Below are 24,687 nucleotides of genomic sequence, written 5' to 3' on the forward strand. Positions count from 1 at the left end.
GTGGCGGGGTTTGTCCACCCCCCCCACCCGGGCCACCGCCCGCCCGGGGGCGGCGGGCCCCGGCGGGCCCCGGCCTCCACCGGCGGCTATTTCGACGGGTCCTCGTCGATGCCCGGCTTGTCTTCCGCCATCTGCCGGCCCTTGTCGACCTGTTCGGCGTGCCCTTCCGTCTACGCGGGTTTCGGATGATTCGCCCGTTGAGGGGATGTTCAGCCCAGCTTGTCGGCGTCGATGACATCCTTGCCGGTCGGGGCGACGGCCTGCACCGGCTCGTTGAACTTGCTGAAGGAGATCTCCCCCGGCTCCTTGCCGGTGTTGCTCGCCTTGAGCAGGTACGGCTCGCCCTGGGTGGCCACCAGCAGGGTCTCGGTGCCGTCGGTGGTCTTCGTCGTCAAGGTGAGCGCCTCCTTGCCGTCGATCGTGGTGACCTTGCCCTTCTGGGCGCCCTGACTGTCGTCGAACTCCTTGAGCAGCTCGGCGAGGTCGCACAGGGTGGCCAGTTCCTTCGAGTCCTCGTCCGTCGCCTTCGACTTCAGCCAGTGGCCCGCCAGCATCTTGACCGCGGCGTCCGCCTGCTCCTTGGGCAGGTCCTTCATCTGGCCGCGGTAGAAGGGCTCGTCGGCCTTGATGAACACGAACTCCCCGTTGCGGATCAGCTCGAAGGAGCCGTCCTGCGTGGAGATCGTGCCCTTGCAGTCGCCGCTCTTGCTGACCTGCATGTTCAGCTGCGTCTGCTTGCCCTCCTCCCAGACGTTTCCGCTGACGGTGAGCGAGGTCGTGCCGCGCAGGGCGGTCACGGACTTGTCGGCCACCTGGGAGCCGGTCAGGTCGGGGAACGGTCCGGTCGGTCCGAACGCGGAGCATCCGGTCAGCCCGAGGGCGGCGGCGCAGGCGAGGGCGGCGGTGGCGATCGGGAGGCGGGTGGTTCGCATGGGGGGACTCTCCGTGGCAGGGAAGGTGGGGCGGGGGAAGGGTAGGGCAGCGGGCGGCCAACCGGAACAGGAGGGTCCGGTTAGGTCGAGTCGACCGTGTGACGTGCCGATCACAGCAGATGTCTGTGAACCGAGTCAACAGGATGCGTCGGAGAATCTGAGTTCACGCTGTGAATGAGTCTCTTCTGCGTGGCCGGGTATGCTCCCCGACATGTCCGAGGAGATCGGCGCCCCCCAGGCCCCCCACACCCCCGCAGCGACCGCCCCCGCGGAGGTCACCGCGGCCGACGTCGCCCGCCTCGCCGGCGTCGGCCGGGCCGCCGTCAGCAACTGGCGCCGCCGCCACGCCGACTTCCCCAAGCCCGTCGGCGGCACCGAGACCAGCCCCTCCTTCGCCCTCCCCGAGGTCGAACAGTGGCTGCGCGCCCAGGGCAAGCTCGCCGAGGTCCCGCTCCGCGAACGGGTCTGGCAGCAGATCGCCGCCCACCCCGGCGGAGCGGTCACCGCACTCGTCAAGGCCGGCGGCGCGCTGCTCGTCGTACGGGAACGGCCCGCCGAGTGGCTGAAGCTGGCCGCCGCCCCCGACGAGCACATGGCCGACCTGCTGCGGCCCGTCCTCGACGAGGTGCTCCGCGCCCGCCTCGGCGCCGGCCACGCCCTCGACGAGGTCCCGCTGCCCCCCGCCACCGTGCCGCTGCTGCGGGCCGCCGCCGAACTCGCCGCCGAACTCGGCGCCCGCGAGGCCTTCGAGTTCCTGCTCGGCCGTCACCTCGACGCCAACCCCCGCCAGTACACCCTGACCCCGGACGGCCTCGCCTCGCTCATGGCCGCGCTCGCCGGCCCCGCGGTCCGCACCGTGCTCGACCCCGCCTGCGGCACCGGCACCCTGCTGCGGGCCGTTCCCGGGGCGACCGTCCTGTACGCGCAGGACTCCGCGCCCGAACTCGCCGCCCTCACCGCGCTGCGCCTGGCCCTGGGGGGACCCGCCCCGGTCCGCGCGGCCGCCGCCGACAGCCTGCGCGTCGACGCCTTCGCGGGCGAGACCTTCGACGCCGTGCTCTGCCACCCCCCGTTCAACGAACGCAACTGGGGCCACGAGGAACTGGCCTACGACCCCCGCTGGGAGTACGGCTTCCCGGCCCGAACCGAATCCGAACTCGCCTGGGTCCAGCACTGCCTGGCCCACCTGCGCGAAGGCGGCACCGCCGTCCTGCTCATGCCGCCCGCCGTCGCCGCCCGCCGCTCCGGCCGCCGCATCCGCGCCGACCTGCTGCGCCGCGGCGCGCTGCGGGCCGTCGTCGGGCTCCCGGCCGGCGCCGCGCCCCCGTACGGGATCCCCCTGCACCTGTGGGTGCTGCGCAGGCCCGCCCCGCAGGCGGCGCCCCCGTCGGGGCTGCTGCTCGTCGACGGTTCGGCCGCCGAGTACGGCGCGGTCGAGGCCGCCTGGGCCGCGTACGACCGCACCGGAACGGTGGAGGAAGTGCCGGGCACGACCCGCGTCGTGCCCGTCGTCGAGCTCCTCGACGACGACGTGGACCTCACCCCGGCCCGGCACCTGCCGCCGCCCGCCGCGGGCGGCGGCCCGGCCGAGCTGACCGCCGTACGGGAGCACCTCACCGAGACCCTCGGCCGGGCGGCCCGGCTCACCCCGCCGCCCGCCGCCCCGCCCGCCGGGACCGCGGCCCGGCCGCCGCTGACCACCATCGGGGAACTCGCCCGCGCCGGAGCCCTGGAGCTGCACACCGGCACCGGCGCCGGCGCCGGAAGCGCCCCCGTCCTCACCGAACAGGACGTCTACGCCGGAACGGGCCCCTCCGGCACCCTGGCGGCCGGCCCCGACGAGCCCGTGCTCACCGCCCCCGGTGACGTCCTCGTCCCCGTCGTCGGTGCCGCCTCCGTCGCCCGCGTGGTCTCCGCGGACACCGCCGGCGCGGTCCCCGGCCGGGGCCTCGTGCTGCTGCGCCCCGACCCGGCCGCGCTCGACCCGTGGTTCCTGGCAGGATTCCTGCGCGGCACCGCGGGCACCCGCCGCGCCAGCAGCCACGCCTCCACCGCCACCCGCCTCGACGTGCGCCGGCTCCGGCTGCCCCGGCAGCCGCTGGCCGAACAGCGAGGCTACGGGGCCCGGTTCCGCGCGCTCGCCGAGTTCGAGGACGCCCTGCGGCTGGCGGGACGGCTCGGCGAACAGCTCGTACAGGGCCTCTACGACGGCCTGTCGGACGGCACGGTCGCCCCGGACTAGCGGGAGCGGCGGACGGGTGTGCTGCGAGCGTGCAACGGTTGGGCACACCCACTCACCGACGGCCGGAAAGGCTTATACGCTCAGAGGCGCAAGCCTTTCCGCACGGCCCGTCAGGAGCATCGATGCACGGCCCCGGCATCCCGCCGCAGCATGGCCCCCGGCCCACCTCCGGGGGAGTGGTGGCACTGCGCGTGCTGTTCACGCTGCTCCCCGTCCTGAGCTGCGGCTTCCTGGCCTGGGCCTCGATGCTGCGGCTCGCGCTGCTGACCCGCAGGACCCGGGACTGGGTGCTGATGGGGACCTCGATCGCGCTGTGCGTCCTGTGGGTCGTGCTGATCGAGCTCGACAAGACGCCCACGGACGACGGCTGGCAGGGCAACACGGCGCTCGCCGGCATCCTCATCACCGCTTTCGCGAGCTGCGTCTACTTCCTCACCATGGACATCCGCCACCACGAGGTGAAGGCGGCCGTCGCGGCCGCCGCGCACTGGTACCCGGCGCAGCCGGCCCCGTACGCCGCGACGCAGCAGACCACGCCCTCGTACGGATACCCGTCCCAGGCGCCCACGCCCGTACCGGGCCAGATGCAGGTACCGCCGCAGGCACCCCCGCAGGCGCCCGCCGCCCCGCGCATCGGGCAGGTGCGCGCCGAGCTCGACGAGCTCAGCGAGCTGCTGCGCAAGCAGCAGGACCCGAACCAGACCCCGAGCCCGTTCCAGGACCCCCACCAGTGACCGACCGGCTCATCGGCGACCGCTACCAGCTCGCCACCATCCTCGGCCAGGGCGGCATGGGCCAGGTCTGGACGGCCTACGACCGGCGCCTCGACCGGCGCGTCGCGGTGAAACTGCTGCGCCCCGACAAGGTGGCGGGCCCCGGCACCGTCGCCGAGGAGCTGCGCCGCCGCTTCGTGCGCGAGTGCCGGGTCACGGCCCAGGTCGACCACCCCGGGCTGGTCACCGTGCACGACGCGGGCAGCGACGGCGACGAGCTCTACCTGGTCATGGGGTACGTCGAGGGCTCGGACCTCGCCGACCACCTCGCCGAGCACGATCCCTACCCCTGGCCGTGGGCGGTCTCGGTCGTCGCGCAGTTGTGCTCGGTGCTGTCGGCCGTGCACGCGGTGCCGATCGTCCACCGGGACCTGAAGCCCCGCAACGTGATGATCCGTCCGGACGGCACCGTGCTCGTCCTGGACCTCGGCGTGGCCTCGGTGATGGACACCGACACCACCCGCCTCACCAGCACCGGCTCGCCCATCGGCAGCCCCGCCTACATGGCCCCCGAACAGGCCATGGGCGGCGCGGTGGGCCCGTACACCGACCTCTACGCGCTCGGCGTGCTGCTGTACGAACTCCTCAGCGGCAACGTCCCCTTCGCCGGGTCCACCGCCCTCGGCGTCCTGCACCGCCACCTCTACGAGCCCCCGCAGCCGGTGCGCGGGCTGCGCCCGGAGGTCCCGGAGGAGCTGGAGGCGATCCTGCTCCGCCTCCTCGCCAAGGACCCGCAGGACCGCCCCGGTTCCGCGCAGGAGGTCTACGAGGCCCTCACCCCGCTGCTGCCCGCCCGCGGCAGCGCCGCCCCGACCGGCCCGCTCGACCCGACCCGCCCGTTCCTGCGGCCCCAGGCCCCCTGGCCCGACCGGGCGGCGGCCGTCACCGCGATCCCGGGGCCGGCGTTCCCGGGCGTCCCCGCGGTCCCGTCGGTTCCGGGCGCCCCGCCCCGGCCGAGCGCGCCGCCGACGGCCCCCGCGAAGCCGGACATCCCGGGCGCCGTGGACCAGGCCCGTCGCCTCCTCGACCAGGGGATGCTCACCCAGGCCGTGGACATCCTCGGCGGCATCCTCCCGGCGGCCGCCGCCGAGCACGGGGAGCACTCCCCGGTGGTCCGCTCCCTGCGCAAGCAGTACGCCGCCACGCTGATGGGCGACGGTCAGTACCGTCGCGCCCTGCCCGAACTGCGTCGCCTCGCCGACGAGTTCCCGGCCGGCGACCCGCAGGCCCTGCGCTTCCGCTACGACTCGGCCCAGTGCCTGGAGCAACTCGGGGAACCTGCCGCCGCCCTGGCGGAATACCGCTCACTGCTCCCGCTCTTCGAGAACCACTACGCCAACCCGGACCCGGGCCTGCCCCTGGAGATCCGCCGCCGGATAGCGCACCTGCAGCTCTCCCTCGGCGACCGCCAGTCGGCCCACGGCACCCTGGCCCGACTGCTCTTCGACGCGGAACGCCTGCACGGCCCGGCCCACCCCTTCCCCGCCGAGGTGCGCCGGACCCTGCAGTGGCTGGGTCAGGTGCGCTGACCCGGCTCCGAGGCTGATCCGCCCGTCGCGCGCCCGGCGCGCCCGCGCCGCCGCGAGCGCCACCGCAGGGCGGCCAGGACCAGCAGGGCCGCGCCCGCCACCGCCGCGCCCGGGAGCAGGCCCGGCGGTCGGAAGGAACAGGTGACGGTGGTGGTGCGGCCGTCCAACGGGACCGCGACCAGGCCCAAGTGGGTCGAGGCCGGGCGGTCGTTGCAGGTCCAGCCCGCGATCGCCGGGACGGAGAGCACCGCCGTGCCCGTGGCGCCCGCGGGCAGCGTGGCCCGGACCTCCGAGGAGCCGACCCGAACCGAGGTCGCCGCCGTGGCGCGCAGGGCGGCCACCGCCGGGTCGAGCCGCGCGCGGTCCAGGCAGGACAGGGTCCAGCGGGGCGGCGGGGCCGAGTCGAAGACCAGCGCCGAGGAGGGCCCGCGGGAGACGCCCAGTGGTTGGACGGCCGCCCGGTTGCGGGGCGCGTTGCCGTTCAGCCGGAAGGCGGGGCCGTCGGCCAGGCGGGCCGTCGCGTTGTACTCCGGGGCCCACAGGTACGCCTCCGTGCCCGCGCGGCAGACCCCGGGCGCCCGCGGATCCTCGTACACCTTCGCGCCCAGCAGCAGCTCCTGGTTGGCGAAGGGCGAGTCCCCGTAGGAGAGGGGCGCTCCCGGCGGGCGGGTCGTCACCAGCGGGGGGACCTCCGCGCGCCGGATCGAGCCGTCGGGTTGGAGGCGGGCGCCGACCGCGAAGACGGCGTCCGTCACCGGACTGTCGATGCTCTGCACGTTGCGCCCGCGCGAGGTCCAGCCGGCCCCCAGGGCCACCATCGTGTTCGTGAACACCGCCGGGGTGTGGCTGCTGTAGTAGGCGCCGCCCTCCCCGCCCAGCAGCATCGGGTCGTTGCCCGTCAGCGCCGGCCGGCTCGGGTCGGTGCGGTACGCGGGCCAGCCCTCGGCCCCCGCCAGGGCCTCGGCGCGCGCGGTGTGGGCCGGGCCCCAGGACGGGTAGTCGTCGAGGCCGCCGAGCTTGCCCTTGTGGCCGTAGGCGGTGGTCGCGGCGGCCTGACCGGCGAGCACCGCCGCGAGCAGGGCCGCCGCCGGGAGGACCAGGCGGCGGTGGCGCAGCGCCCACCAGGCGACGCCCGCCAGCGCCAGCCCGCCGCCGAACAGCACGTACCCGAGGCGCGTCGTCAGGGGGCTGTCGCTCGCCCACAGGGCCGCCGCCGTCAGCAGCCCGGCCCCGGCGGCCAGCGCCCGGAGCCCCGGCAGCCCGGCCGCGAGCCCGGCCCAGGCGGCGATCACGGCGACGCCGGCCAGCACGAAGGTCTGCCGGTACGGGCTTCCGTTCGGGGTGGCGAAGAGGTGCCAGGCCAGGTGCGTCGGCGCCCACTGGAGGGACAGCGCCACGGCCGCCGTCAGCCCCGCCCAGCACAGCCGGGTCCGCGCGGGCACGGCCCGGTGGAAGGGCAGCGCTGCCACCAGCAGCAGCGTGCCGGTCCCGACGAAGACGGCGGGGGAGGAGAAGGAATAAGTCGCCGGCAGCAGCCGCGCGAACAGGTCGGCCCAGGACACCGGCCGGAACTCCTTCACCCACCCCGGGTAGGCCTGCCCGGAGCTGAGGAACAGCGGGAGCAGCACCGGAGCCGCGAGCGCGATCCCCAGCACGGTCGTCCCGGCCGCCCGCCCGACCACGGCGAGGCGCTCCCGGACGCCCTCCCGCGCCAGTACCACTCGTACGAGCACGACCAGGGCGGCGCCCAGGGTCGCCATGTAGGCGGTGTAGAAGTTCGCCGTCCAGCAGACGGCCACGACCAGCACGCCGAGCACCGGGCGGCGCCCGCGCAGCGCCCATTCGCCGGTCAGGCAGAGCAGCGGGAAGGCGATCAGCCCGTCCAGCCACATCGGGTTGTAGGAGGCCTCGATCACCGACCAGCCGCACAGTGCGTACGAGGCCCCGAGCAGCCCCGCCGCCCACCACGGGCCGCGCCGCTGGGTCCGCAGCAGCCAGGCCATCGCCGCCGCCGCGGCCATCGTCTTGAGCACGGTGACCACGTACACGGCGAGGTCCGTGTCGGCGCGCGGGAACAGCCCGACCAGCAGGGCGAACGGGCTGGCCAGGTAGGTCCCCAGATCCGGCAGGAAGCTCGTGCCGTACCCGGAGCGCCAGTTGAACAGGAGTCCGCCCTCCGCACGGCCGTGCAGGAGGTCCCACAGCTGCGCGTGGAAGGGCACGAACTGGTTGCCGAGGTCGTTGATGCTGCGGTGACGCGGCCCGTACGGGAAGACGCGGGCGACGGCGTCCCCGGCGCAGACGCCCACCGCCGTGAGCAGGGCGGCGAGTACGGAGCCGTGCAGGCTCCGGCGGCGCGGTGCGCTGTGCGGCGAGAGGTGCGGTGTCGACATGGTGCGCGCACCTTGGCAGCACCGGGTGACCGAAGGGTGGCCTGCGGGTGGCCAACCGCCCACGGGGCGACGGGCCGGGGCGGTGGGGTCCCCAGGACGGGTGACCGGGTGGCGCGGCGGACATGCCGGCGTGGGCCGACTCGCCTATGAACGGAGCGTGTTCAGTCCGCGCGCGAATCGTTGGTCGAACCGGTGGTCCCGATCACCTCGACCTCATAACATCGATCACCGCACGGCCTTGTGCAAGAACGCACAATCTCCCGGCCCTGGAGGCTCCTTTGCACCGTCGCACAGCGATCTCCGTCTCCGCCGCCCTGCTCCTGGCGGCTCCCCTGCTGGCCGCCTGCTCGGGCGAGACCCGCCCCGGTACCGCGGCCGTCGTCGGCGGTGAACGGATCACCACCTCCGCCCTCCAGGCCCAGGTGAACGACGTCCGGGCCGCGCAGAACCGTTCCGGGCAGGGTTCCACCGAGCTCATCGCGAGCACGCCGAACCTGGAGCGGCAGAAGCTCGACTCGATGCTCCAGAGCCGGATCATCGACAAGATGGCCGACACCGCCGGGATCGAGGTGTCCCAGAAGGACATCGAGGAGGAGCGCAAGGCGTACGTCGCCGAGAACGGCGGGGCCGAGCAGTTCGAGGCGCTGCTCCTGCAGAAGGGCGCCATGGCCCCCGGCCAGGTCGACCGCTTCCTGCGGGACCGGGTGCTGCTCACCAAGCTGACCGCCAAGTACGGCAACGGGAAGCTCGAAGAGCCCGCCCGGGCCGCCGTGAAGGCGCTGCGCATCGAGGTGAACCCGCGCTACGGAGCCTGGGACGCCAAGCAGATCAAGCTCGGTGCCGGGGAGACGCCCTGGATCGTCCAGCGCTCCCAGGCCGAGGGCGCCCCCGTGGATCCGATGGCGGCCGCGCAGAGGTAGGTTCGAAGGGTGACCGACCACGCACCCGCCGACCCCGCGCCCGCCGACCCCGCAGCCACCGAGCCCACCGGCCGCATCGTCCTGCTGACCACCAGCCACCGGGTCGCCCCCGGCGTGCTGTCCTGGCCGGCGTGGCAGACCCTGCACGCCGCGGACCGGGTGCTGTGCGCCGACACCGGCCACCCGCAGCTGCCGTACCTGCGGGAGGCCGGCATCGAGGTCGAGCACGCGAGCCCGGACGCGCACGCGCTGGTCGAGGCCTGCGCGGGCGGCCGTACGGTCGTGGTGCTCCCCGGCGGGGAGGGCGACCAGCGGCTCACCGACGGGCTGGCGCGGCTCGCCGGCTCGGGCCGCCTCTCGATGCCCGACCTGGAGCTGCTGCCCGGCTCGTACGACCTGCCGGGCGCGCGCCTGCTCGACGTGGTCCAGGTGATGGACCGGGTCCGGCGCGAGTGCCCGTGGACCTCGAAGCAGACCCACGAGGGCCTGGCGAAGTACGCGATCGAGGAGGCGTACGAACTCGTCGAGGCCATCGAGGCCGGGGACCGCACGGAGCTGCGCGAGGAGCTCGGCGACGTCCTGCTCCAGGTGGTCTTCCACGCGCGGATCGCGCAGGAGGGCGTGGGGGACGCGGGGGACACCGAGGACACCGAGGAGGCCGCGGAGGCGTTCTCCATCGACGACGTGGCCGGGACCCTGGTCGAGAAGCTGATCCACCGGCATCCGCACGTGTTCGGCGACGCCGCGGCCGAGACCCCCGAGGACGTGCACGAGCACTGGCAGCGCACCAAGGCGGTGGAGAAGGGGCGGGAGTCGGTCACCGACGGGATCCCGCTGGGCCAGCCCGGTCTGGCGCTCGCGGCCAAGCTCGCCGGCCGGGCCCGTGCGGGGGATGTGGCCGTGGAGCTGCCCAGGGGTGAGGGCGTCGGGTACGAGCTGCTGGCGCTGGCGGCGCGCGCGGAGCAGGAGGGGATCGACCCCGAGACGGCACTGCGGGCGGCGGCCCGCGTCTACCGGGACGCGATCCGTGCGGCCGAGGGCGTCGGCGAATAGCCCCCAGCAGCGGTGTTCGGGTGGTGCGTCAGTCCTTCGGCGCGCGGCGCGAAGGGTCGTGCCAGTGTGGCGAGGGGCGGTTCAGGAACCACTCGCCGAAGCCCAGGGGGCGGCGGCCGTGCTCGGTGCCGTGGCCTTTGCCACCGGCAGGTACGGAGTCGTGGAAAATCCGGCTGGGCGGGGCACCCAGCTCCTCCAGGAGGTACGCGGTCTCGTTGATGAACAGCGGCGGCCCGCTGAGGTAGACGTCCTGGTCGGGCCAGAGCCCCCGGTTGCAGAGGGCGGTGGCGAGCCGGTCCGTGGCCTGGTTGCGGTGCCGGCCGGGAGCGGGGGTGATGTAGGTGACGCTCAGCCAGCCGAAGGCGGCGGCGTACTCGTCGATGAGCGGCCGGTCATAGAGGTGCGCGGCGTCCCGCGCCACCGCGAACAGCCGCACGTCCTGATCGGGAGGGTGCTCCGCGAGTTCCTCCAGCATGGCCCGGATCGGCGCCCAGCCGGTGCCCGCGGCGATGAAGCTGACCGGGCGGTCCTCGCGGCGGAAGGTCAGCTGCCCACCGGCGGCGGCGAGCCGCAGCATGTCGCCCGGCTGCGTCTCGCGGACCAGGGAGCCGCTGAGCCGGCCCCGCTCGATCCGGCTGACGTGCAGGTCGACGGTGCCGTCGGGGCGGGGGGCGTTGCCGATGGAGTAGGTGCGCCAGGTCGTCGGGACCCGTTCGCTGCTCACGCTCGTGTACTGGCCGGGGCGATAGGGGAAGGGGACGAGGGGCCGCAGGGTGAGCACTCCGATGTCCTCCCCGTACTGGAGGTGGCGTACGACCTCCGCGTCCCACCAGGGCGGGTCCTCGCTGGTGGCGGCGCCGCCCATCATCGCGTCGGCGATCACCTGGTACGCCTCGGTCCACGCCTTCTCCACCTGCGGGGTCCAGGCGTCGCCGGAGGTCTCGGCGAGCGCGGCGAGCAGGCTGGAGCCGACGGCCGTGTAGTGCTCGGGGCCGGCCATGAACTTGCGGTGGTCGCGCCCCAGATCGCGTAGGTAGGGGACCAGGCTCTCGTTCTCCAGGTGGGCGATCACGTGCGTGAGCGCGGCGAAGAGCCGGTCCCGTTGTCTTTCCATGTCCTCGAAGGAGGCCGGGAAGAGCTCACGGACTCCGGGGTTGTGCCAGAACAGGTGGGAGTAGAAGAACTTGACCGCGTGTTCGGCCCGTCTCTCCACCACCGCGAAGCTGCTTTTCAAGATCCTCACATCCACACGACCGAAAGTAGGATCGTCGGAGTACGTGAGGTCAAGCGACGGCCCATCTACGGACAGCCGCGATGAACCGGCCATATGGGATGGCGGGTGGGGCCTTCGTCATGCCCGGGGGCAGGCGCTCGGGGTGAAGCGGACCGGCAGCGTGCGCAGGCCCCGCATGATGAGACCACCCCGCCACCGCAGCTCCGAGGGGTCGACGGCGAGTTCGAGGTCGGGCAGGCGGGTCAGCAGCGTGGCGAGGGCCGTTTGGCCCTCCAGTCGGGCCAGGGGGGCTCCCAGGCAGTAGTGGATGCCGTGACCGTATCCGAGGTGTTGGTTGTCGCTCCTGGAGAGGTCGAGGGTGTTCGGGTCGGTGAACCGCTCCGGGTCTCGGTCGGCGGCGGCGAGGACGACCAGGACGGGGTCGCCGGCCGGGATGTCCTGGCCGCCCAGAGTCAGCGGTTGCGTCGCGTACCGCCAGGTGGCCAGTTCCACGGGGCCGTCGTAGCGCAGCAGTTCCTCGATGCCCGTCTCCACCAGCTCGGTCTCGCCGGCAGCCAGGGAGACCTGGAGACGCTCGCGCTGGTCAGGGTTGCGCAGCAGGGCGTAGGCCCCGTTGCCGATGAGGTTGATCGTCGTTTCGAAACCGGCGAAAAGCAGCACGAAACACATCGCGGCGGCCTCGTTCTCGGTGAGGTGTTCGCCGTGGTCGCTCGCCCGGATCAGCCCGGAGATCAGGTCGTCGCCCAGGTCGTCGCGCTTGCGGTGGATCAGCTCGACGAGGTAGCCGCGGATCTGCTTGACCGAGCGGGCCACCCCGCCGCGCGGGCCTCCGGCGTGGCGGATCATCATCCCGGCCCAGTCGCGGAAGTCGTCCTGGTCCTCGCGCGGTACGCCGAGCATCTCGCAGATGGCGTAGATGGGGAGCGGGAAGGCGAACTCGTGGATGAGGTCCGCCTCCCCCCGCTCGGCGAAGCCGTCGAGGAGCTGATCCGTCAGCTCCTGAACCCGTCCGGTGAATTCGGCCACCCGCCGGGGCGTGAACGCCTTGGAGACGAGCCGCCGCAGCCGGGTGTGGTCGGGCGGGTCGATGTTGAGCAGGTGCGTCATCAGCTCCGCCTTGCGCTCCCCCGGGATACCGGTCTTGCCCTTGGCGTGAGCCGATCCCGCGTGGTGCGCCGGATTCTTGCTGAGCCGCTGGTCGGCGAGGGCCTGTCGGGCGTCGGCGTACCGGGTCACCAGCCAGGCCTCCACCCCGCTGGGGAGCTTGGTGCGGTGCACCGGGGAGTGCTCGCGCAGCCAGGCGTAGGCCGGGTAGGGGTCGGTGGCGAACTCCCAGTCGAAAAGAGTGGGCGGCGGGGCGGCGGAGGCGTCTTCGTGCACGCTCTGACCGTAACCGTGATGGGCCGAACCGCCTCACGGGCTCCCATCGGCTTGGAGGGCGGACCGCGCTCGCGAGTTTGCTGTCGCGTCCGGCGGATCTGGAACTCGCCGTTCCACCCGAAGGGCCGCGCCTGCGCGGCGGACTCGCCATGCGTGGCCTGCGCACCCTTCCCTTTCGCTTCGCACCGCCAAACGCCTGAGCGCCGCCTGACCCGAAGTCAGTTCCCGAGCGAACTTGTGACATGCGTTCGATGGCCGCTAGGTTCTGCCGTTACCCCGCCGTTATGCGAAAGGTGCAGCCTCATGCGTTCCGGGAACGGCCGCCACAGACGCCCCCGTCAGGTGCCCGCGATAGTCGTCACGGCCGGAGTCACCGGCTCCGCGCTGGCCCTGCCGCTGCTCGCCGCCACCAGCGCGAGCGCGGCCGACACCTCCACGTGGGACAAGGTCGCCGAATGCGAAAGCGGCGGCACGTGGAGCGCCAACTTCGGCAGCGGCGCCTACGGCGGACTCCAGTTCACTCAGGAGGAGTGGCGGGAGGCCGGCGGGCTCGAATACGCCGAACGGGCCGACCTCGCCAGCCGGTCCCAGCAGATCGCCGTCGCCGAGCGGGTGCTCGCGGCGCGGGGCCCGCAGGCGTGGCCGATGTGCGCGGCTCCCGCCGGACTGGACGCGCAGGGCCCCGCCGCGGTCGTGGACCCCGGTCACGCCGGCAACCACGGCGCCGTCGGCTCCACGCCGGCCCGCCCGGACGACGTCGTGCCGCCGAGCGGAACCGTGCCGCCGTCCACGGACTTCGGGGCCCCGACCCCGACCCCGACCGTCCCCGACGGCCCGCTCGGACCGAACCTCGGACTGCCCGTCATGCCGGCGCCGGACCTCCCGGTGCCGGACCTCCCGGTGCCGGACCCCACGGTTCCGGACCCCACGGTGCCGGTGACCCCGGGCAACCCGGCGGACCCGGGCACGCCGACCACGCCGCCCACCACGCCGCCCACGACCCCGCCCGCCACCCCGCCCGCCACCCCGCCGACCACCCCGGGCCTGCCGCCGGTGACCCCGGCCGACCCGAGCGCCCCGGCCGACCCGGGCGCCCCCGTGACCCCCGACGCCTCCACCGCACCGCCGGCCGCGCCCGGCGAGGGCAGCGGCAAGCACCGCGGCGCGCCCGCCGCCGAGGCGCCCGTCACATCTGACGCCGCGTCGGCGCCCTCGTACACCGTGAAGGCGGGCGACAGCCTGGCGGCCATCGCGGATGCCAAGGGGGTCAAGGGCGGCTGGAACGCCCTGTACGAGGCCAACGAGCAGGTCATCGGCGAGGACGCCAACTTGATCAAGCCCGGCCAGAACCTGGATCTAACTGCGCAATAAGGGCACTTCAGCCATCCGGAAAGAGTTGATTGTCCGTTTTCTGTAAGTGAGACATGTGTCTCTTCCGGTCAACTGGCGTGTCCCGCCTCGGGGCTTCCGCAAACCCCGTCCTCACCTGCGCAAACGCCCTTGGGAGGGGCGCAAGTAGGGGTCGTTTCCCCCCGATGTGGCTCGTTGAACATCGGGGGGAGACCTGTCTACCTTCTGAATCGCTCGCCACCGCGGGCTCCTTCGACCGCATCGCCGAATCCTGCCGGCGGACGGGGGGAACAGTCGTCGCGTAAAGCGCCGAAGGCAGGAGCGGGGGAACCAAGGTAGGTGCCGGGAGCGGCCGTTGAAAGACGGTCACGCAACCGGCTGGGGGTTAAGACGTGCGCTGGGTCGCACGGCCGGGCAACTCACTCGCCCGAACCCGACAGCTCACCTCGTAGGCGTCGGTGAGGAGAACCTCATGCTGCTTTCCGGCAAGGGCAAGCACCGTCGCGCCACCAAGGCCGCCCGCATCGTCACGCTCGCCGGTGTCGCCGGTGCCGTCGTCGCCGCGCCCCTGATGGCCGCGGGCACCGCGAGCGCCGCGACCGCTTCCGAGTGGGACCGCGTCGCACAGTGCGAGTCCGGTGGCAACTGGGCCATCAACACGGGCAACGGCTACTACGGCGGCCTGCAGTTCTCGTCCTCCACCTGGGCCGCGTACGGCGGCAAGGCCTACGCCCCGCAGGCCAACCAGGCTTCGAAGTCCCAGCAGATAGCCATCGCCGAGAAGGTCCTCAAGGGTCAGGGCAAGGGCGCCTGGCCGTCCTGCGGCGTCGGCCTGTCGAACTCCTCTTACACCGGTGGCGGCTCGACCGAGAAGCCGAAGACCGAGCCCAAGAAGACCGAGCCCAAGAAGACCGAGCCGAAGAAGTCCGAGCCGAAGAAGACGGAGCCGAAGCGCTCCGAGACCCCGGCCCCGACCACCCGCTCCGAGCGCACCGAGGCCCCGAAGACCGGCAACGGTTCGTACGAGGTCAAGTCCGGCGACACCCTGGGCGACATCGCCACGGCAAACGGCGTCCAGGGCGGCTGGGAGAAGCTCTTCGAGCTGAACAAGGACATCGTCTCGGACGCCGACCTGATCTTCCCGGGTCAGAAGCTGAAGCTCAGCTGAACAATGCGGCAATAGCCGCAGGTGTCTTCACCACACGTGACAGCCCCACCGCCCGGCGCGTCTTCCCCCCACGCGCCGGGCGGCGGCGTTTCGGCAGGCCAAGCCCCCCTTCTCCAGAGTCCTATGTCCGGGAACGGGGGTATTCGGGCCCTTTTTCGTCCCAGGACCCGGGCGGTCGGCAGGCCGAGTGCCCGGAGCCGGTTAGGCTCTAAGCGGCAGGGCCGTCCCACGGCCTGACATGCCGCCGCACACCCAGCGTCACATCCCAGAAGGAGATGCTCGTGCCGTCCATCGACGTCGTCGTAGCCCGGGAAATCCTGGACTCCCGAGGCAACCCCACGGTCGAGGTCGAGGTGGGCCTCGACGATGGCAGCACCGGCCGTGCTGCAGTTCCGTCCGGTGCCTCCACCGGAGCGTTCGAAGCCGTAGAGCTCCGTGACGGTGACCCCGACCGTTACCTCGGCAAGGGCGTGGAGAAGGCCGTCCTCGCCGTCATCGAGCAGCTCGGCCCGGAGCTCGTCGGCTACGACGCCACCGAGCAGCGCCTGATCGACCAGGCGATGATCGACCTGGACGCCACCGAGAACAAGGGCTCCCTCGGCGCCAACGCCATCCTCGGCGTCTCCCTCGCCGTCGCGCACGCCGCGTCCGAGGCCTCGGACCTTCCGCTCTTCCGCTACCTCGGCGGACCGAACGCGCACCTGCTGCCCGTTCCGATGATGAACATCCTCAACGGTGGGTCGCACGCCGACTCCAACGTCGACATCCAGGAGTTCATGATCGCCCCGATCGGCGCGGAGTCCTTCTCCGAGGCCCTTCGCTGGGGCGCCGAGGTCTACCACACCCTCAAGAAGGTCCTGCACACCAAGGGCCTCTCCACCGGTCTCGGTGACGAGGGCGGCTTCGCCCCGAACCTGGAGTCCAACCGCGCCGCGCTCGACCTCATCGTCGAGGCCATCAAGCAGGCCGGCTACACCCCGGGCAAGGACATCGCGCTCGCGCTCGACGTCGCCGCGTCCGAGTTCTACAAGGACGGCAAGTACGAGTTCGAGGGCCAGTCCCGCTCGGCCGCCGAGATGACCGACTACTACGCCGAGCTCGTCGAGGCGTACCCGCTCGTCTCCATCGAGGACCCGCTGTTCGAGGACGACTGGGCCGGCTGGAAGACCGTCACCGAGCGCATCGGCTCCAAGGTGCAGATCGTCGGCGACGACCTCTTCGTCACCAACCCGGAGCGCCTGGCCCGCGGCATCGAGGAGGGCTCCGCGAACGCCCTGCTCGTGAAGGTGAACCAGATCGGTTCGCTGACCGAGACCCTCGACGCCGTCGAGATGGCCCAGCGCAACGGCTTCAAGTGCATGATGTCGCACCGCTCCGGCGAGACCGAGGACGTCACCATCGCCGACCTCGCCGTCGCCGTGAACTGCGGTCAGATCAAGACCGGCGCCCCGGCCCGCTCGGACCGCGTCGCCAAGTACAACCAGCTGCTGCGCATCGAGGAGATCCTCGACGACGCCGCCGTGTACGCGGGCCGCTCCGCCTTCCCGCGCTTCAAGGGCTGATCACGGCTGTTGCCGAAGACTGAGCTCTAGCTTCCGTACGTCCCCGCACTCGGTCCCGTACCGTGTGCGGGGACGTATTGCGTAGTACGTGTACACAGGGGAGGCGGATCAATGGCCGGGAACCGGGATCGGTTCTCCACCTTCTCCACCGCGACCAGGCTCAAGCAGCTCGGTGAGCGGACCGCCGCCCACGTCTACCGCTCGCAGTCGCGCCGTCAGGTCCGCCGCAGCCGGCTCACCGGCCGCGCGGCCCTCCTGGTGCTCGTCCTCTGTACGCTGGTCGTCGCCCTCGCGTATCCGATGCGCCAGTACGTCTCCCAACGCGCGGAGATCGCGGAGCAGCAGCGGGACGCCGTGACCGCGCGGGACCGCCTGGAGCGGCTCCGCGACGAGAAGGCCCGCTGGCAGGACGACGCGTACGCGGAACAGCAGGCGCGCAAGCACCTGCACTTCCTGCGCCCGGGGGAGATCGGCTACGTCATGACCGACCCCGGAGCCGAGGCCGCCGAGCGGCACCGGACCGGCCAGGCCGGCCCGAACCGGCCCTGGTACTCGAACGTCTGGGACGGCGTCGACAAGGCCGACCGCCCGGGCGACTGAGCACCGCACCCATCCACGAGAACGAAGAGACTTCCTCCAGGCATGCAGACGCCCCCGCCCCAGACCGACCGGACCGAGCCGACCGACGCCGACGTCGATGCGTTCCAGCAGCAGCTCGGCCGCCCGCCGCGCGGGCTGCGCGCCATCGCGCACCGCTGCCCCTGCGGCCAGCCGGACGTCGTGGAGACCGCCCCGCGACTCCCCGACGGCACTCCCTTCCCGACGCTGTACTACCTGACGTGCCCGCGTGCGGCCGGCGCCATCGGCACGCTGGAGGCCAACGGCGTGATGAAGGAGATGCAGGCCCGACTCGCCGAGGACCCGGAGCTGGCCGCCGCCTACCGGGCCGCGCACGAGGACTACATCCGGCGCCGTGACGCCATCGAGGTGCTCCAGGGCTTCCCGAGCGCCGGCGGCATGCCGGACCGGGTGAAGTGCCTGCACGTGCTGGTCGGCCACTCCCTGGCCGCGGGCCCGGGCGTGAACCCGTTCGGCGACGAGGCCCTCGCCATGCTGCCGGAGTGGTGGGCCAAGGGTCCCTGCGTCACCCCGTGCGCGGACAAGGCGGACAAGAAGGAAGAGGAGTCCGCATGAGCCGGGTCGCGGGCATCGACTGCGGTACGAACTCCATCCGGCTCCTCGTCGCCGACCTGGACCCGGCCACCGGGGACCTGGTCGAGCTGGACCGCCGGATGACCATCGTCCGGCTCGGCCAGGGCGTGGACAAGACCGGCCGGCTGGCCCCGGAGGCCCTGGAGCGCACCTTCGCCGCCTGCCGCGAGTACGCGGCGGTCATCAAGGAGCTCGGCGCGGAGCGGGTGCGCTTCGTGGCCACCTCCGCGTCCCGCGACGCCGAGAACCGGGACGACTTCGTGCGGGGCGTCAAGGAGATCCTGGGCGTCGAGCCCGAGGTCATCTCGGGCGAGGAGGAGGCGGAGTTCTCCTTCACCGGCGCCACCAAGGAGCTGACCGCGCACGAGCACCTGGAGCGGCCGTTCCTGGTCGTGGACATCGGCGGCGGCTCGACGGAGTTCGTGGTCGGCGAGGAGCACGTGCGCGCCGCCCGCTCGGTGGACGTGGGCTGCGTCCGCATGACCGAGCGCCACCTGGTGGTGGACGGGGTCGTCACCGACCCGCCGACCGCCGGGCAGATCGCCGCGATGCGGGCCGACATCGAGGCCGCGCTGGACCTGGCCGAGGAGTCGGTCCCGCTGCGCGAGGCCCGCACCCTGGTGGGGCTGGCCGGCTCGGTGACCACGGCCGCCGGGATCGCGCTCGGCCTGCAGGAGTACGTCTCGTCGGAGATCCACCACTCCCGGATGTCCTACGAGCAGGTCCGGGAGATCAGCGAGCGGATGCTCAACGAGACGCACGCCGAGCGCGCCGCGATCCCCGTGATGCACGAGGGACGGGTGGACGTGATCGGCGCGGGCGTCCTGGTCCTGCTCGCCATCATGGAGCGCGTCGGGGCCTCGGAGGTCGTCGTCTCCGAGCACGACATCCTGGACGGGATCGCCTGGTCCGTCGCCTGAGACGGACCATGATCGGCAGCGGATTCCCAGGCGGAATCGTCTGTTCAACCGCCCGAAGACGGGGTCCGCGGGGGACTTTGGTCCCATGGTCCACATCAAGTTCGTGAAGTTCTTCACAAGGAAAAGGGGTCTGCCGGGCCGCCGAAAGGGCCTTTCGAGGCCCTCGGAGGGCCCTCAGGCCCCTTTTGCCCGAGCGTTCGTGCGAATGTTGGACGCTACGGGTTCCGCATCAGACGTATGGACAAAAGCCGGTGGTCCAGTCCGGTTGAGGGCCTACAGCCCAGTTCAGGACGGGTGAACAACGACTCCCGTTACACCGTGGTTCCCGTTGCGCGCCATGACCTCCGTCACGTGGGCCGCGGAGTGTAGCAGAGGGTCCCGGACTGCTTGTGAAGGGGCTCACGAGCATCACCCCTGGGGGTGCTGGATACTCGTTCCATGAGCACCACGGAGCGTCCCAGGATCCTCGTTGTAGGAGGTGGGTACGTAGGCCTGTACGCGGCGAAGCGCATCATGAAGAAGATGCGCTACGGCGAGGCGACCGTCACGGTCGTCGACCCGCGGTCGTACATGACCTACCAGCCCTTCCTCCCCGAAGTGGCCGCAGGCAGCATCTCGCCTCGGCACGTCGTCGTCCCGCTGCGACGCGTGCTGCCCAAGGCAGAGGTTCTCACCGGCCGGGTCACCAGCATTGACCAGGACCGCAAGGTCGCCGTCGTCACGCCGCTCGTCGGCGAGGCGTACGAGCTGCCCTTCGACTACCTGGTGATCGCGCTCGGCGCCGTCTCCCGCACCTTCCCGATCCCCGGCCTCGCCGAACAGGGCATCGGCATGAAGGGCGTCGAAGAGGGCATCGGCCTGCGCAACCACGTCCTCGAGCAGCTCGACAAGGCCGAGTCCACGACGGACGAGAACGTCCGCCGCAAGGCCCTCACCTTCGTCTTCGTCGGCGGCGGCTTCGCCGGCGCGGAGACCATCGGCGAGGTCGAGGACATGGCCCGCGATGCCGCGAAGTACTACTCCACGATCAAGCGCGAGGACATGCGCTTCATCCTGGTCGACGCGGCCGACAAGATCCTTCCCGAGGTCGGGCCCAAGCTCGGCACCTGGGGCAAGGAGCACCTCGAGTCGCGCGGCATCGAGATCTACCTCAACACCTCCATGGACTCCTGCGTGGAGGGCCACGTGGTGCTGAAGAACGGCCTCGAGGTCGACTCCAACACCATCGTCTGGACCGCGGGCGTCAAGCCCAACCCGGTGCTGGCCCGCTACGGCCTGCCGCTGGGCCCCCGTGGCCACGTGGACGCCGAGCCGACCCTCCAGGTCAAGGGCACGGACTACATCTGGACCGCCGGCGACAACGCCCAGGTTCCGGACGTCGCCGCCCGCAAGGCCGGCGTCGAGAACGCCTGGTGCCCGCCGAACGCCCAGCACGCGCTGCGCCAGGCCAAGGTCCTCGGCGACAACGTCATCTCGGGCATGCGGGGCTTCCCGCAGCACGAGTACTCGCACTCCAACAAGGGTGCGGTGGCGGGCCTCGGCCTCCACAAGGGCGTCGCGATGATCGTCATGGGCAAGATGAAGATCAAGCTCAAGGGCCGGCTCGCCTGGTACATGCACCGCGGCTACCACGGCATGGCCATGCCGACCTGGAACCGCAAGATCCGCGTGTTCGCCGACTGGACCCTCGGCATGTTCCTCAAGCGTGAGGTCGTCTCCCTCGGAGCGCTGGAGACCCCCCGCGAGGAGTTCTACGAGGCCGCCAAGCCGGCGCCGGCTCCGGCCGCCGCGGCAGCTCCGGCACAGAAGGCCAAGGCCTCCTAGCCCGGGCCTGACGGCACGAACCCGAGCACGACCCCGAAGGGGCCGCCCGCCATCCGTGGTGCGGGCGGCCCCTTCGGCGTACCCGCGGTCCGTAGTGGGTAGACGGATGGGTCGGAGCTTTTGTGGAGGTGCGCCATGAACGACGCCGCGCCGCGGCTGGCTGCTCTAGCCGAGACCCTGCTGGGAGCCCCGCTGCCCGTGCGCATCCGTGCGTGGGACGGCAGCGAGGCGGGCCCGCCCGGCGGTCCCGTGCTCGTCTTCCACCACCGCCGTGCCGTGCGCCGGATGCTGTGGAAGCCGGGTGAACTGGGCCTCGCCCGCGCCTGGGTCGCGGGCGAACTGACGGTCGAGGGCGACCTGTTCGAGCTGCTGGACCGGGTGGCGGGGCTCCTCTGGGAGAGGGAGCGCGACGTGCCGCTCGCCGCCCCATCCGCCCCGGCCGGGAAGCCGGCCGGCCGGACCGGGCCGCTCGCGGTCCTGGGGGGCATCGCCCGCCGCGCGCGGGAGGCCCGCCCGGCAGCCCTGCCCGAGGCCGCCCGGCTGCTGCGCGACCCCGCGCACCGGGCCGCCGTGCGCGAGCTGATCGGGCTCGCCGGACCGCTGCCCCCGCCCGGGCCCCCGGCCGAGGAGGCGGCCGTCGGGCGTGGCGGGCCGCGGCACAGCAAGGGCCGGGACCGACAGGCCGTCAGCCACCACTACGACGTCGGCAACGACTTCTACGAACGGGTGCTCGGCCCCTCGATGGTGTACTCCTGCGCGTACTGGACGCCCGGCGGGAGCCTGGAAGCGGCCCAGCACGACAAGCTCGACCTCGTCTGCCGCAAACTCGCGCTGAGCCCCGGCGACCGGCTCCTCGACGTCGGCTGCGGCTGGGGCTCCATGGCGGTGCACGCGGCCCGCGAGTACGGCGTCCGGGTCACCGGCATCACGCTCTCCCGAGAACAGGCCGCGTACGCCCTCAAGCGGGTCGCCGACGAGGGCCTGACCGACCGGGTGGAGATCCGCATCCAGGACTACCGGGACGTCAAGGACGGCCCGTACGACGCCATTTCCTCCATCGGCATGGCCGAACACGTCGGCGCCGACCGCTACCGGGACTACGCCCGCACCCTGCACGCCCTGCTGCGCCCGGGCGGACGACTGCTGAACCACCAGATCGCCCGCCCCCCTGAGCCCGACGAAGACGCCTACCGCATCGACGAGTTCATCGACGCCTACGTCTTTCCCGACGGGGAGCTCTCCCCGCTCGGCACCACCGTCGGCGAGCTGGAGCGGGCCGGCTTCGAGGTCCGCGACGTGGAGGCGCTGCGCGAGCACTACGGGCTGACCCTGCGGGCCTGGGTGGCGCGGCTGGAGGCGCACTGGGACGAGTGCGTACGGCTGACCTCGCCCGGGCGGGCCCGGGTCTGGCTGGTGTACATGGCGGCCTCCGCGCTGGGCTTCGAGCGGGGCCGGCTCGGCGTCAACCAGGTCCTCGCGGTGCGGTCTTCGGCGGCGGGGGAGTCGGGGCTGCCGCTGCGGCTGCGCACCTGGGGCGGACAGGACACGTAACGCGAAGGGCCCCGGGGCGGCTGCCCCGGGGCCCTTCGCGTGTTTCCGTACCGCTACTCCGTCTTGATGGCGGTCAGCATGTTCAGGCGGGCGGCGCTGCGGGCCGGCCACATGGCGGCCAGGACGCCGACCAGTCCGGCGAGGGCGAAGAAGATCCCGATCCGGTCGAAGGGGATGACCAGCGAATAGCCCGGGATCGAGCCCGCGATGGTCTTGCCGCCGGCCCAGGCGAGGAAGACGCCGACGCCGATGCCGAGGACCGCGCCGAAGAGCGAGATGACCACGGCCTCCAGGCGGATCATGTTCTTGACCCGGCGCCGGTCGAGGCCGACCGCCCGCAGCATGCCGATCTCCTGCTGGCGCTCGTAGACCGACATCGCGAGGGTGTTGACGACGCCGAGGACGGCGATGATCAGGGCCATGCCGAGCAGGCCGTACATGATGTTCAGCGCCGTGTTGATCTCGCCGGCCATGTCGTTGCGGATGTCGGCCTTGTCGGAGACCTTGATGGCCGGGCTCTTGCCGAGGGCGTCGATGACGGCCTGCTGGTTCGCCTCGGTGGCGCCGCCGGCGGTCTTGACGAGGACCTCGGGCAGGTACTGCTGCTCGTTGTGCGCGGCGAGGATCTTGTTGTCGAGGACGTAGTCGAGGAGCTGGTCCTTGCCGTCGAAGATCGCGCCGACCTGGAGCTTGCCCTTCTGGCCGTCGTCGTACTGGGCGTCGACCGTGGAGCCGACCGTCAGACCCTTCTTCTCCGCCTCCTTCGCGGAGACCATCAGCTTGCCCTCGCCGAGGGCGGCGAGGTTGCCGGCGGTGGTCTTGACGTCCAGTACGGCGGCCAGCGCGGCCGGGTTGACGCCGCTGACCATCTCGGAGGTGCCGGCGAGCTTGACCATCTCCATGGCCTTCGGGGAGACGGCGGTGACGCCCTTGCCCTTCTCCAGGGCCGGGATCACGGACTTGTCGAGGTTCATGCCCTCGCCGGCCATCGTGACCTTGTAGTCGGCCTTGACGTTCTGCGTGGTCGCCTTGTCGACGGCCTGGCCGACGGTGATGCCCATCACCGACATGGCGGTGACCAGGGTCAGACCGATCGTCAGGGAGGCGGCGGTGACGGCGGTGCGGCGCGGGTTGCGGACCGCGTTCTGCGCGGCCAGCTTGCCGGCGACGCCGAAGACCTTCTCCAGCAGCGGGCGGACGGTGGCGATGACCGGGCGGGAGAGCATCGGCAGCAGGACGAAGAGGCCGATGAGGAGCAGGAAGGCGCCGCCCGCGATGGTCATGCGGCCGTCGCTCTTCTGGCTGACGCCGAGGAAGACCGTGCCGACGCCGACGAGGGCCAGGACGCTGCCGATGGAGTTGCGCAGCACCAGGGACTTCATCGTGGCGGGGAGGTGGGCGCTGCCCATGGCGGCGACCGGGGCGATCCTGGAGGTCCGCCAGGCGGGCAGCAGGGCGGCGAGCATGGTGACCAGGACGCCGATGACCAGCGCGATGACCACGGTGGCCGGGGCGATGATCAGCGAGCCGGCCGGGATCTTGGCGTCGAAGAGCCCCATCGCGGAGCGCATGGCGACGGCCAGGCCGATGCCGGAGACCATGCCGATGGCCGAGGAGACGAGGCCGACGACCCCGGCTTCCATGAGGACCGAACGCCTGACCTGGCCGCGGTTGGCGCCGACGGCGCGCAGCAGGGCGAGTTCCTTGGTGCGCTGGGCGACCAGCATGGTGAAGGTGTTGTAGATGAGGAAGATGCCGACGAAGAGGGAGACACCGGCGAAGATCAGCAGACCGGTGCTCATGCCGGACATGGCCTGCTCGATCTGCCTGGCCTGCTCGGCGGCGAGGGCGGCGCCGGTCTTGGCCTCGGAGTTCTTGCCCAGCAGGGGCTTGATCTCGGTCAGCAGCTGGTCGGCGGTGGTGCCCGCCTTGGCGCCGACGGAGAGCTCGCTGTAGTAGCCGGGCTGGAGGTAGAGCTCCTGGGCGACCGCGGTGTCGAACAGGACCAGGCTGCCGCCCGCGTTGACCGCGCCGTCCTCCGTGGTGAAGACACCGGAGAGGGTGTACTCCTCGACCGGGCCGTTGGTGGCGACGCGGACCTTGTCGCCGACCTTGTACTTGCCCTTGGCGGCCGTCTCCTTGTCGAGGGCGACCTGCTGGGCCGTGGCCGGGCCGGTGCCCGTGGTGAAGTCGTAGCGCGGGTCCTTGCCGTCCTTGACGGGGGCGTAGTTGGAGCCGGCGTTGGCCCAGCCGCTGCCGATCAGCTTGCCGTTCTCGTCGCCGACGCCGGCGAAGCCCGTGACCCGGCCGGAGACGGAGTCGACGCCCTTCAGCGCCTTGACCCGGTCGAGGGTCTGTTGGCTGATGCCGGGGTCGCCCTGCTTCTCGCCGTCCTCGCCCCGGGAGACCCCGCGGTCGGTCACGGAGACCGCGACGCCGTCGTAGGACTTTGCGGACTGGTTGGACATGGCGTTGCTGAGGGTGTCGGTGAAGACGAGGGTGCCGGAGACGAAGGCGACGCCGAGGGTGACGGCGAGCACCGTCATCAACAGCCGGGCCTTGTGCGCGAGGACGTTGCGCAGGGCGGTACGGAACATGGTGGAGGAGTCCAGGGTTCGAGGTGTTCGGCGGAGGCGGAGCCGGG

The 24,687-nt window shown here is 72.2% G+C and carries 18 protein-coding genes, 1 pseudogene and 1 riboswitch; of the genes and pseudogenes, 14 read left to right on the top strand and 5 right to left on the bottom strand.

Annotation, left to right across the window (positions count from 1 at the left end; all coding sequences use genetic code 11):
- Positions 1-209 precede the first annotated feature (209 nt).
- Positions 210-932, bottom strand: a complete 723-nt coding sequence (locus ACFV9H_RS32760) for a hypothetical protein (RefSeq protein WP_385405480.1) — start codon at positions 930-932, stop codon at positions 210-212.
- 211 nt (positions 933-1,143) lie between these two features.
- Here ACFV9H_RS32760 and ACFV9H_RS32765 point away from each other — a divergent pair, with 211 nt between their 5' ends.
- The 3 genes from ACFV9H_RS32765 to ACFV9H_RS32775 all read left to right on the top strand — a co-directional run bounded on the left by ACFV9H_RS32765 (position 1,144) and on the right by ACFV9H_RS32775 (position 5,476).
- Positions 1,144-3,174: an N-6 DNA methylase gene (locus tag ACFV9H_RS32765; RefSeq protein WP_385405483.1), complete on the top strand. Its 2,031-nt coding sequence runs from the start codon at positions 1,144-1,146 to the stop codon at positions 3,172-3,174.
- Positions 3,175-3,296: 122 nt separating this feature from the next.
- Positions 3,297-3,908 carry a hypothetical protein gene (locus ACFV9H_RS32770; RefSeq protein WP_385405486.1) on the top strand — a complete coding sequence of 204 codons (612 nt, stop codon included), beginning with the start codon at positions 3,297-3,299 and terminating at the stop codon, positions 3,906-3,908.
- Between the two features lie 56 nt (positions 3,909-3,964).
- Entirely contained in the window at positions 3,965-5,476 is a 1,512-nt protein-coding gene (locus ACFV9H_RS32775) for a protein kinase (RefSeq protein WP_385405542.1), read from the top strand.
- Here ACFV9H_RS32775 and ACFV9H_RS32780 read toward each other — a convergent pair.
- Positions 5,464-7,869, bottom strand: a complete 2,406-nt coding sequence (locus tag ACFV9H_RS32780) for a YfhO family protein (protein WP_385405488.1) — start codon at positions 7,867-7,869, stop codon at positions 5,464-5,466. The two genes, ACFV9H_RS32775 and ACFV9H_RS32780, sit on opposite strands and share 13 nt — an antisense overlap.
- Positions 7,870-8,147: 278 nt before the next feature.
- Between ACFV9H_RS32780 and ACFV9H_RS32785 the strand changes: the two genes are divergently transcribed.
- Both ACFV9H_RS32785 and ACFV9H_RS32790 read left to right on the top strand, forming a co-directional pair.
- Entirely contained in the window at positions 8,148-8,789 is a 642-nt protein-coding gene (locus ACFV9H_RS32785; protein ID WP_385405491.1) for a SurA N-terminal domain-containing protein, read from the top strand.
- A gap of 9 nt (positions 8,790-8,798) precedes the next feature.
- A complete protein-coding gene (locus ACFV9H_RS32790) occupies positions 8,799-9,842 on the top strand; it encodes a nucleoside triphosphate pyrophosphohydrolase (RefSeq protein ID WP_385405493.1) in 1,044 nt (347 codons plus the stop codon).
- 28 nt (positions 9,843-9,870) lie between these two features.
- Here ACFV9H_RS32790 and ACFV9H_RS32795 read toward each other — a convergent pair whose 3' ends face one another.
- Positions 9,871-11,058, bottom strand: coding sequence for a globin domain-containing protein (locus tag ACFV9H_RS32795; protein ID WP_385405496.1), 1,188 nt, complete (start codon positions 11,056-11,058; stop codon positions 9,871-9,873).
- Between the two features lie 135 nt (positions 11,059-11,193).
- Positions 11,194-12,456, bottom strand: coding sequence for a cytochrome P450 (locus ACFV9H_RS32800; protein WP_385405499.1), 1,263 nt, complete (start codon positions 12,454-12,456; stop codon positions 11,194-11,196).
- 47 nt (positions 12,457-12,503) lie between these two features.
- Here ACFV9H_RS32800 and ACFV9H_RS32805 point away from each other — a divergent pair.
- The 9 genes and pseudogenes from ACFV9H_RS32805 to ACFV9H_RS32845 form a co-directional block, all read left to right on the top strand.
- Positions 12,504-12,656: pseudogene (locus ACFV9H_RS32805) on the top strand (cytochrome P450); the annotation flags it as partial.
- Positions 12,657-12,759: 103 nt separating this feature from the next.
- Positions 12,760-13,827 carry a transglycosylase family protein gene (locus tag ACFV9H_RS32810; protein WP_385405502.1) on the top strand — a complete coding sequence of 356 codons (1,068 nt, stop codon included), beginning with the start codon at positions 12,760-12,762 and terminating at the stop codon, positions 13,825-13,827.
- Positions 13,828-14,103: 276 nt separating this feature from the next.
- A riboswitch (cyclic di-AMP (ydaO/yuaA leader) is annotated at positions 14,104-14,276 on the top strand.
- A 2-nt stretch (positions 14,277-14,278) separates the two neighbouring features.
- Positions 14,279-14,974, top strand: coding sequence for a transglycosylase family protein (locus ACFV9H_RS32815; RefSeq protein ID WP_385405504.1), 696 nt, complete (start codon positions 14,279-14,281; stop codon positions 14,972-14,974).
- A 275-nt stretch (positions 14,975-15,249) separates the two neighbouring features.
- Positions 15,250-16,536 carry a phosphopyruvate hydratase gene (gene eno, locus ACFV9H_RS32820; protein WP_385405507.1) on the top strand — a complete coding sequence of 429 codons (1,287 nt, stop codon included), beginning with the start codon at positions 15,250-15,252 and terminating at the stop codon, positions 16,534-16,536.
- A gap of 111 nt (positions 16,537-16,647) precedes the next feature.
- The gene (locus ACFV9H_RS32825) at positions 16,648-17,136 is read left to right on the top strand and encodes a septum formation initiator family protein (protein ID WP_385405509.1); all 489 of its coding nucleotides are present in this window, start codon (positions 16,648-16,650) and stop codon (positions 17,134-17,136) included.
- Positions 17,137-17,178: 42 nt separating this feature from the next.
- Positions 17,179-17,730 (top strand): DUF501 domain-containing protein, encoded by a 552-nt coding sequence (locus tag ACFV9H_RS32830; RefSeq protein ID WP_385405512.1) that lies wholly within the window; start codon positions 17,179-17,181, stop codon positions 17,728-17,730.
- Positions 17,727-18,668, top strand: a complete 942-nt coding sequence (locus tag ACFV9H_RS32835; RefSeq protein WP_385405515.1) for an exopolyphosphatase — start codon at positions 17,727-17,729, stop codon at positions 18,666-18,668. The genes ACFV9H_RS32830 and ACFV9H_RS32835 overlap by 4 nt, the downstream gene beginning before the upstream one ends.
- A 438-nt stretch (positions 18,669-19,106) precedes the next feature.
- The gene (locus ACFV9H_RS32840) at positions 19,107-20,492 is read left to right on the top strand and encodes an NAD(P)/FAD-dependent oxidoreductase (RefSeq protein WP_385405518.1); all 1,386 of its coding nucleotides are present in this window, start codon (positions 19,107-19,109) and stop codon (positions 20,490-20,492) included.
- Between the two features lie 135 nt (positions 20,493-20,627).
- Complete coding sequence (locus ACFV9H_RS32845) at positions 20,628-22,043, top strand: class I SAM-dependent methyltransferase (RefSeq protein ID WP_385405521.1); 1,416 nt, start codon at positions 20,628-20,630, stop codon at positions 22,041-22,043.
- A 53-nt stretch (positions 22,044-22,096) separates the two neighbouring features.
- Here the strand turns inward: ACFV9H_RS32845 and ACFV9H_RS32850 are convergent, their stop codons facing one another.
- Positions 22,097-24,640 (bottom strand): ABC transporter permease, encoded by a 2,544-nt coding sequence (locus ACFV9H_RS32850; protein WP_385405523.1) that lies wholly within the window; start codon positions 24,638-24,640, stop codon positions 22,097-22,099.
- Between the last annotated feature and the right edge of the window lie 47 nt (positions 24,641-24,687).

Source organism: Streptomyces sp. NPDC059874 (assembly GCF_042731135.1).
In the GTDB taxonomy this organism is placed as follows: Bacteria; Actinomycetota; Actinomycetes; order Streptomycetales; family Streptomycetaceae; genus Streptomyces.

Bases quoted from the DNA above. Each gene is read 5' to 3' on its own strand.
- ACFV9H_RS32760 (WP_385405480.1), bottom strand. From the start codon at position 932: ATGCGAACCACCCGCCTCCCGATCGCCACCGCCGCCCTCGCCTGCGCC.
- ACFV9H_RS32765 (WP_385405483.1), top strand. From the start codon at position 1,144: ATGTCCGAGGAGATCGGCGCCCCCCAGGCCCCCCACACCCCCGCAGCG.
- ACFV9H_RS32770 (WP_385405486.1), top strand. From the start codon at position 3,297: ATGCACGGCCCCGGCATCCCGCCGCAGCATGGCCCCCGGCCCACCTCC.
- ACFV9H_RS32775 (WP_385405542.1), top strand. From the start codon at position 3,965: ATGGGCCAGGTCTGGACGGCCTACGACCGGCGCCTCGACCGGCGCGTC.
- ACFV9H_RS32780 (WP_385405488.1), bottom strand. From the start codon at position 7,869: ATGTCGACACCGCACCTCTCGCCGCACAGCGCACCGCGCCGCCGGAGC.
- ACFV9H_RS32810 (WP_385405502.1), top strand. From the start codon at position 12,760: ATGCGTTCCGGGAACGGCCGCCACAGACGCCCCCGTCAGGTGCCCGCG.
- ACFV9H_RS32815 (WP_385405504.1), top strand. From the start codon at position 14,279: ATGCTGCTTTCCGGCAAGGGCAAGCACCGTCGCGCCACCAAGGCCGCC.
- eno (WP_385405507.1), top strand. From the start codon at position 15,250: ATGCTCGTGCCGTCCATCGACGTCGTCGTAGCCCGGGAAATCCTGGAC.
- ACFV9H_RS32825 (WP_385405509.1), top strand. From the start codon at position 16,648: ATGGCCGGGAACCGGGATCGGTTCTCCACCTTCTCCACCGCGACCAGG.
- ACFV9H_RS32830 (WP_385405512.1), top strand. From the start codon at position 17,179: ATGCAGACGCCCCCGCCCCAGACCGACCGGACCGAGCCGACCGACGCC.
- ACFV9H_RS32835 (WP_385405515.1), top strand. From the start codon at position 17,727: ATGAGCCGGGTCGCGGGCATCGACTGCGGTACGAACTCCATCCGGCTC.
- ACFV9H_RS32840 (WP_385405518.1), top strand. From the start codon at position 19,107: ATGAGCACCACGGAGCGTCCCAGGATCCTCGTTGTAGGAGGTGGGTAC.
- ACFV9H_RS32845 (WP_385405521.1), top strand. From the start codon at position 20,628: ATGAACGACGCCGCGCCGCGGCTGGCTGCTCTAGCCGAGACCCTGCTG.
- ACFV9H_RS32850 (WP_385405523.1), bottom strand. From the start codon at position 24,640: ATGTTCCGTACCGCCCTGCGCAACGTCCTCGCGCACAAGGCCCGGCTG.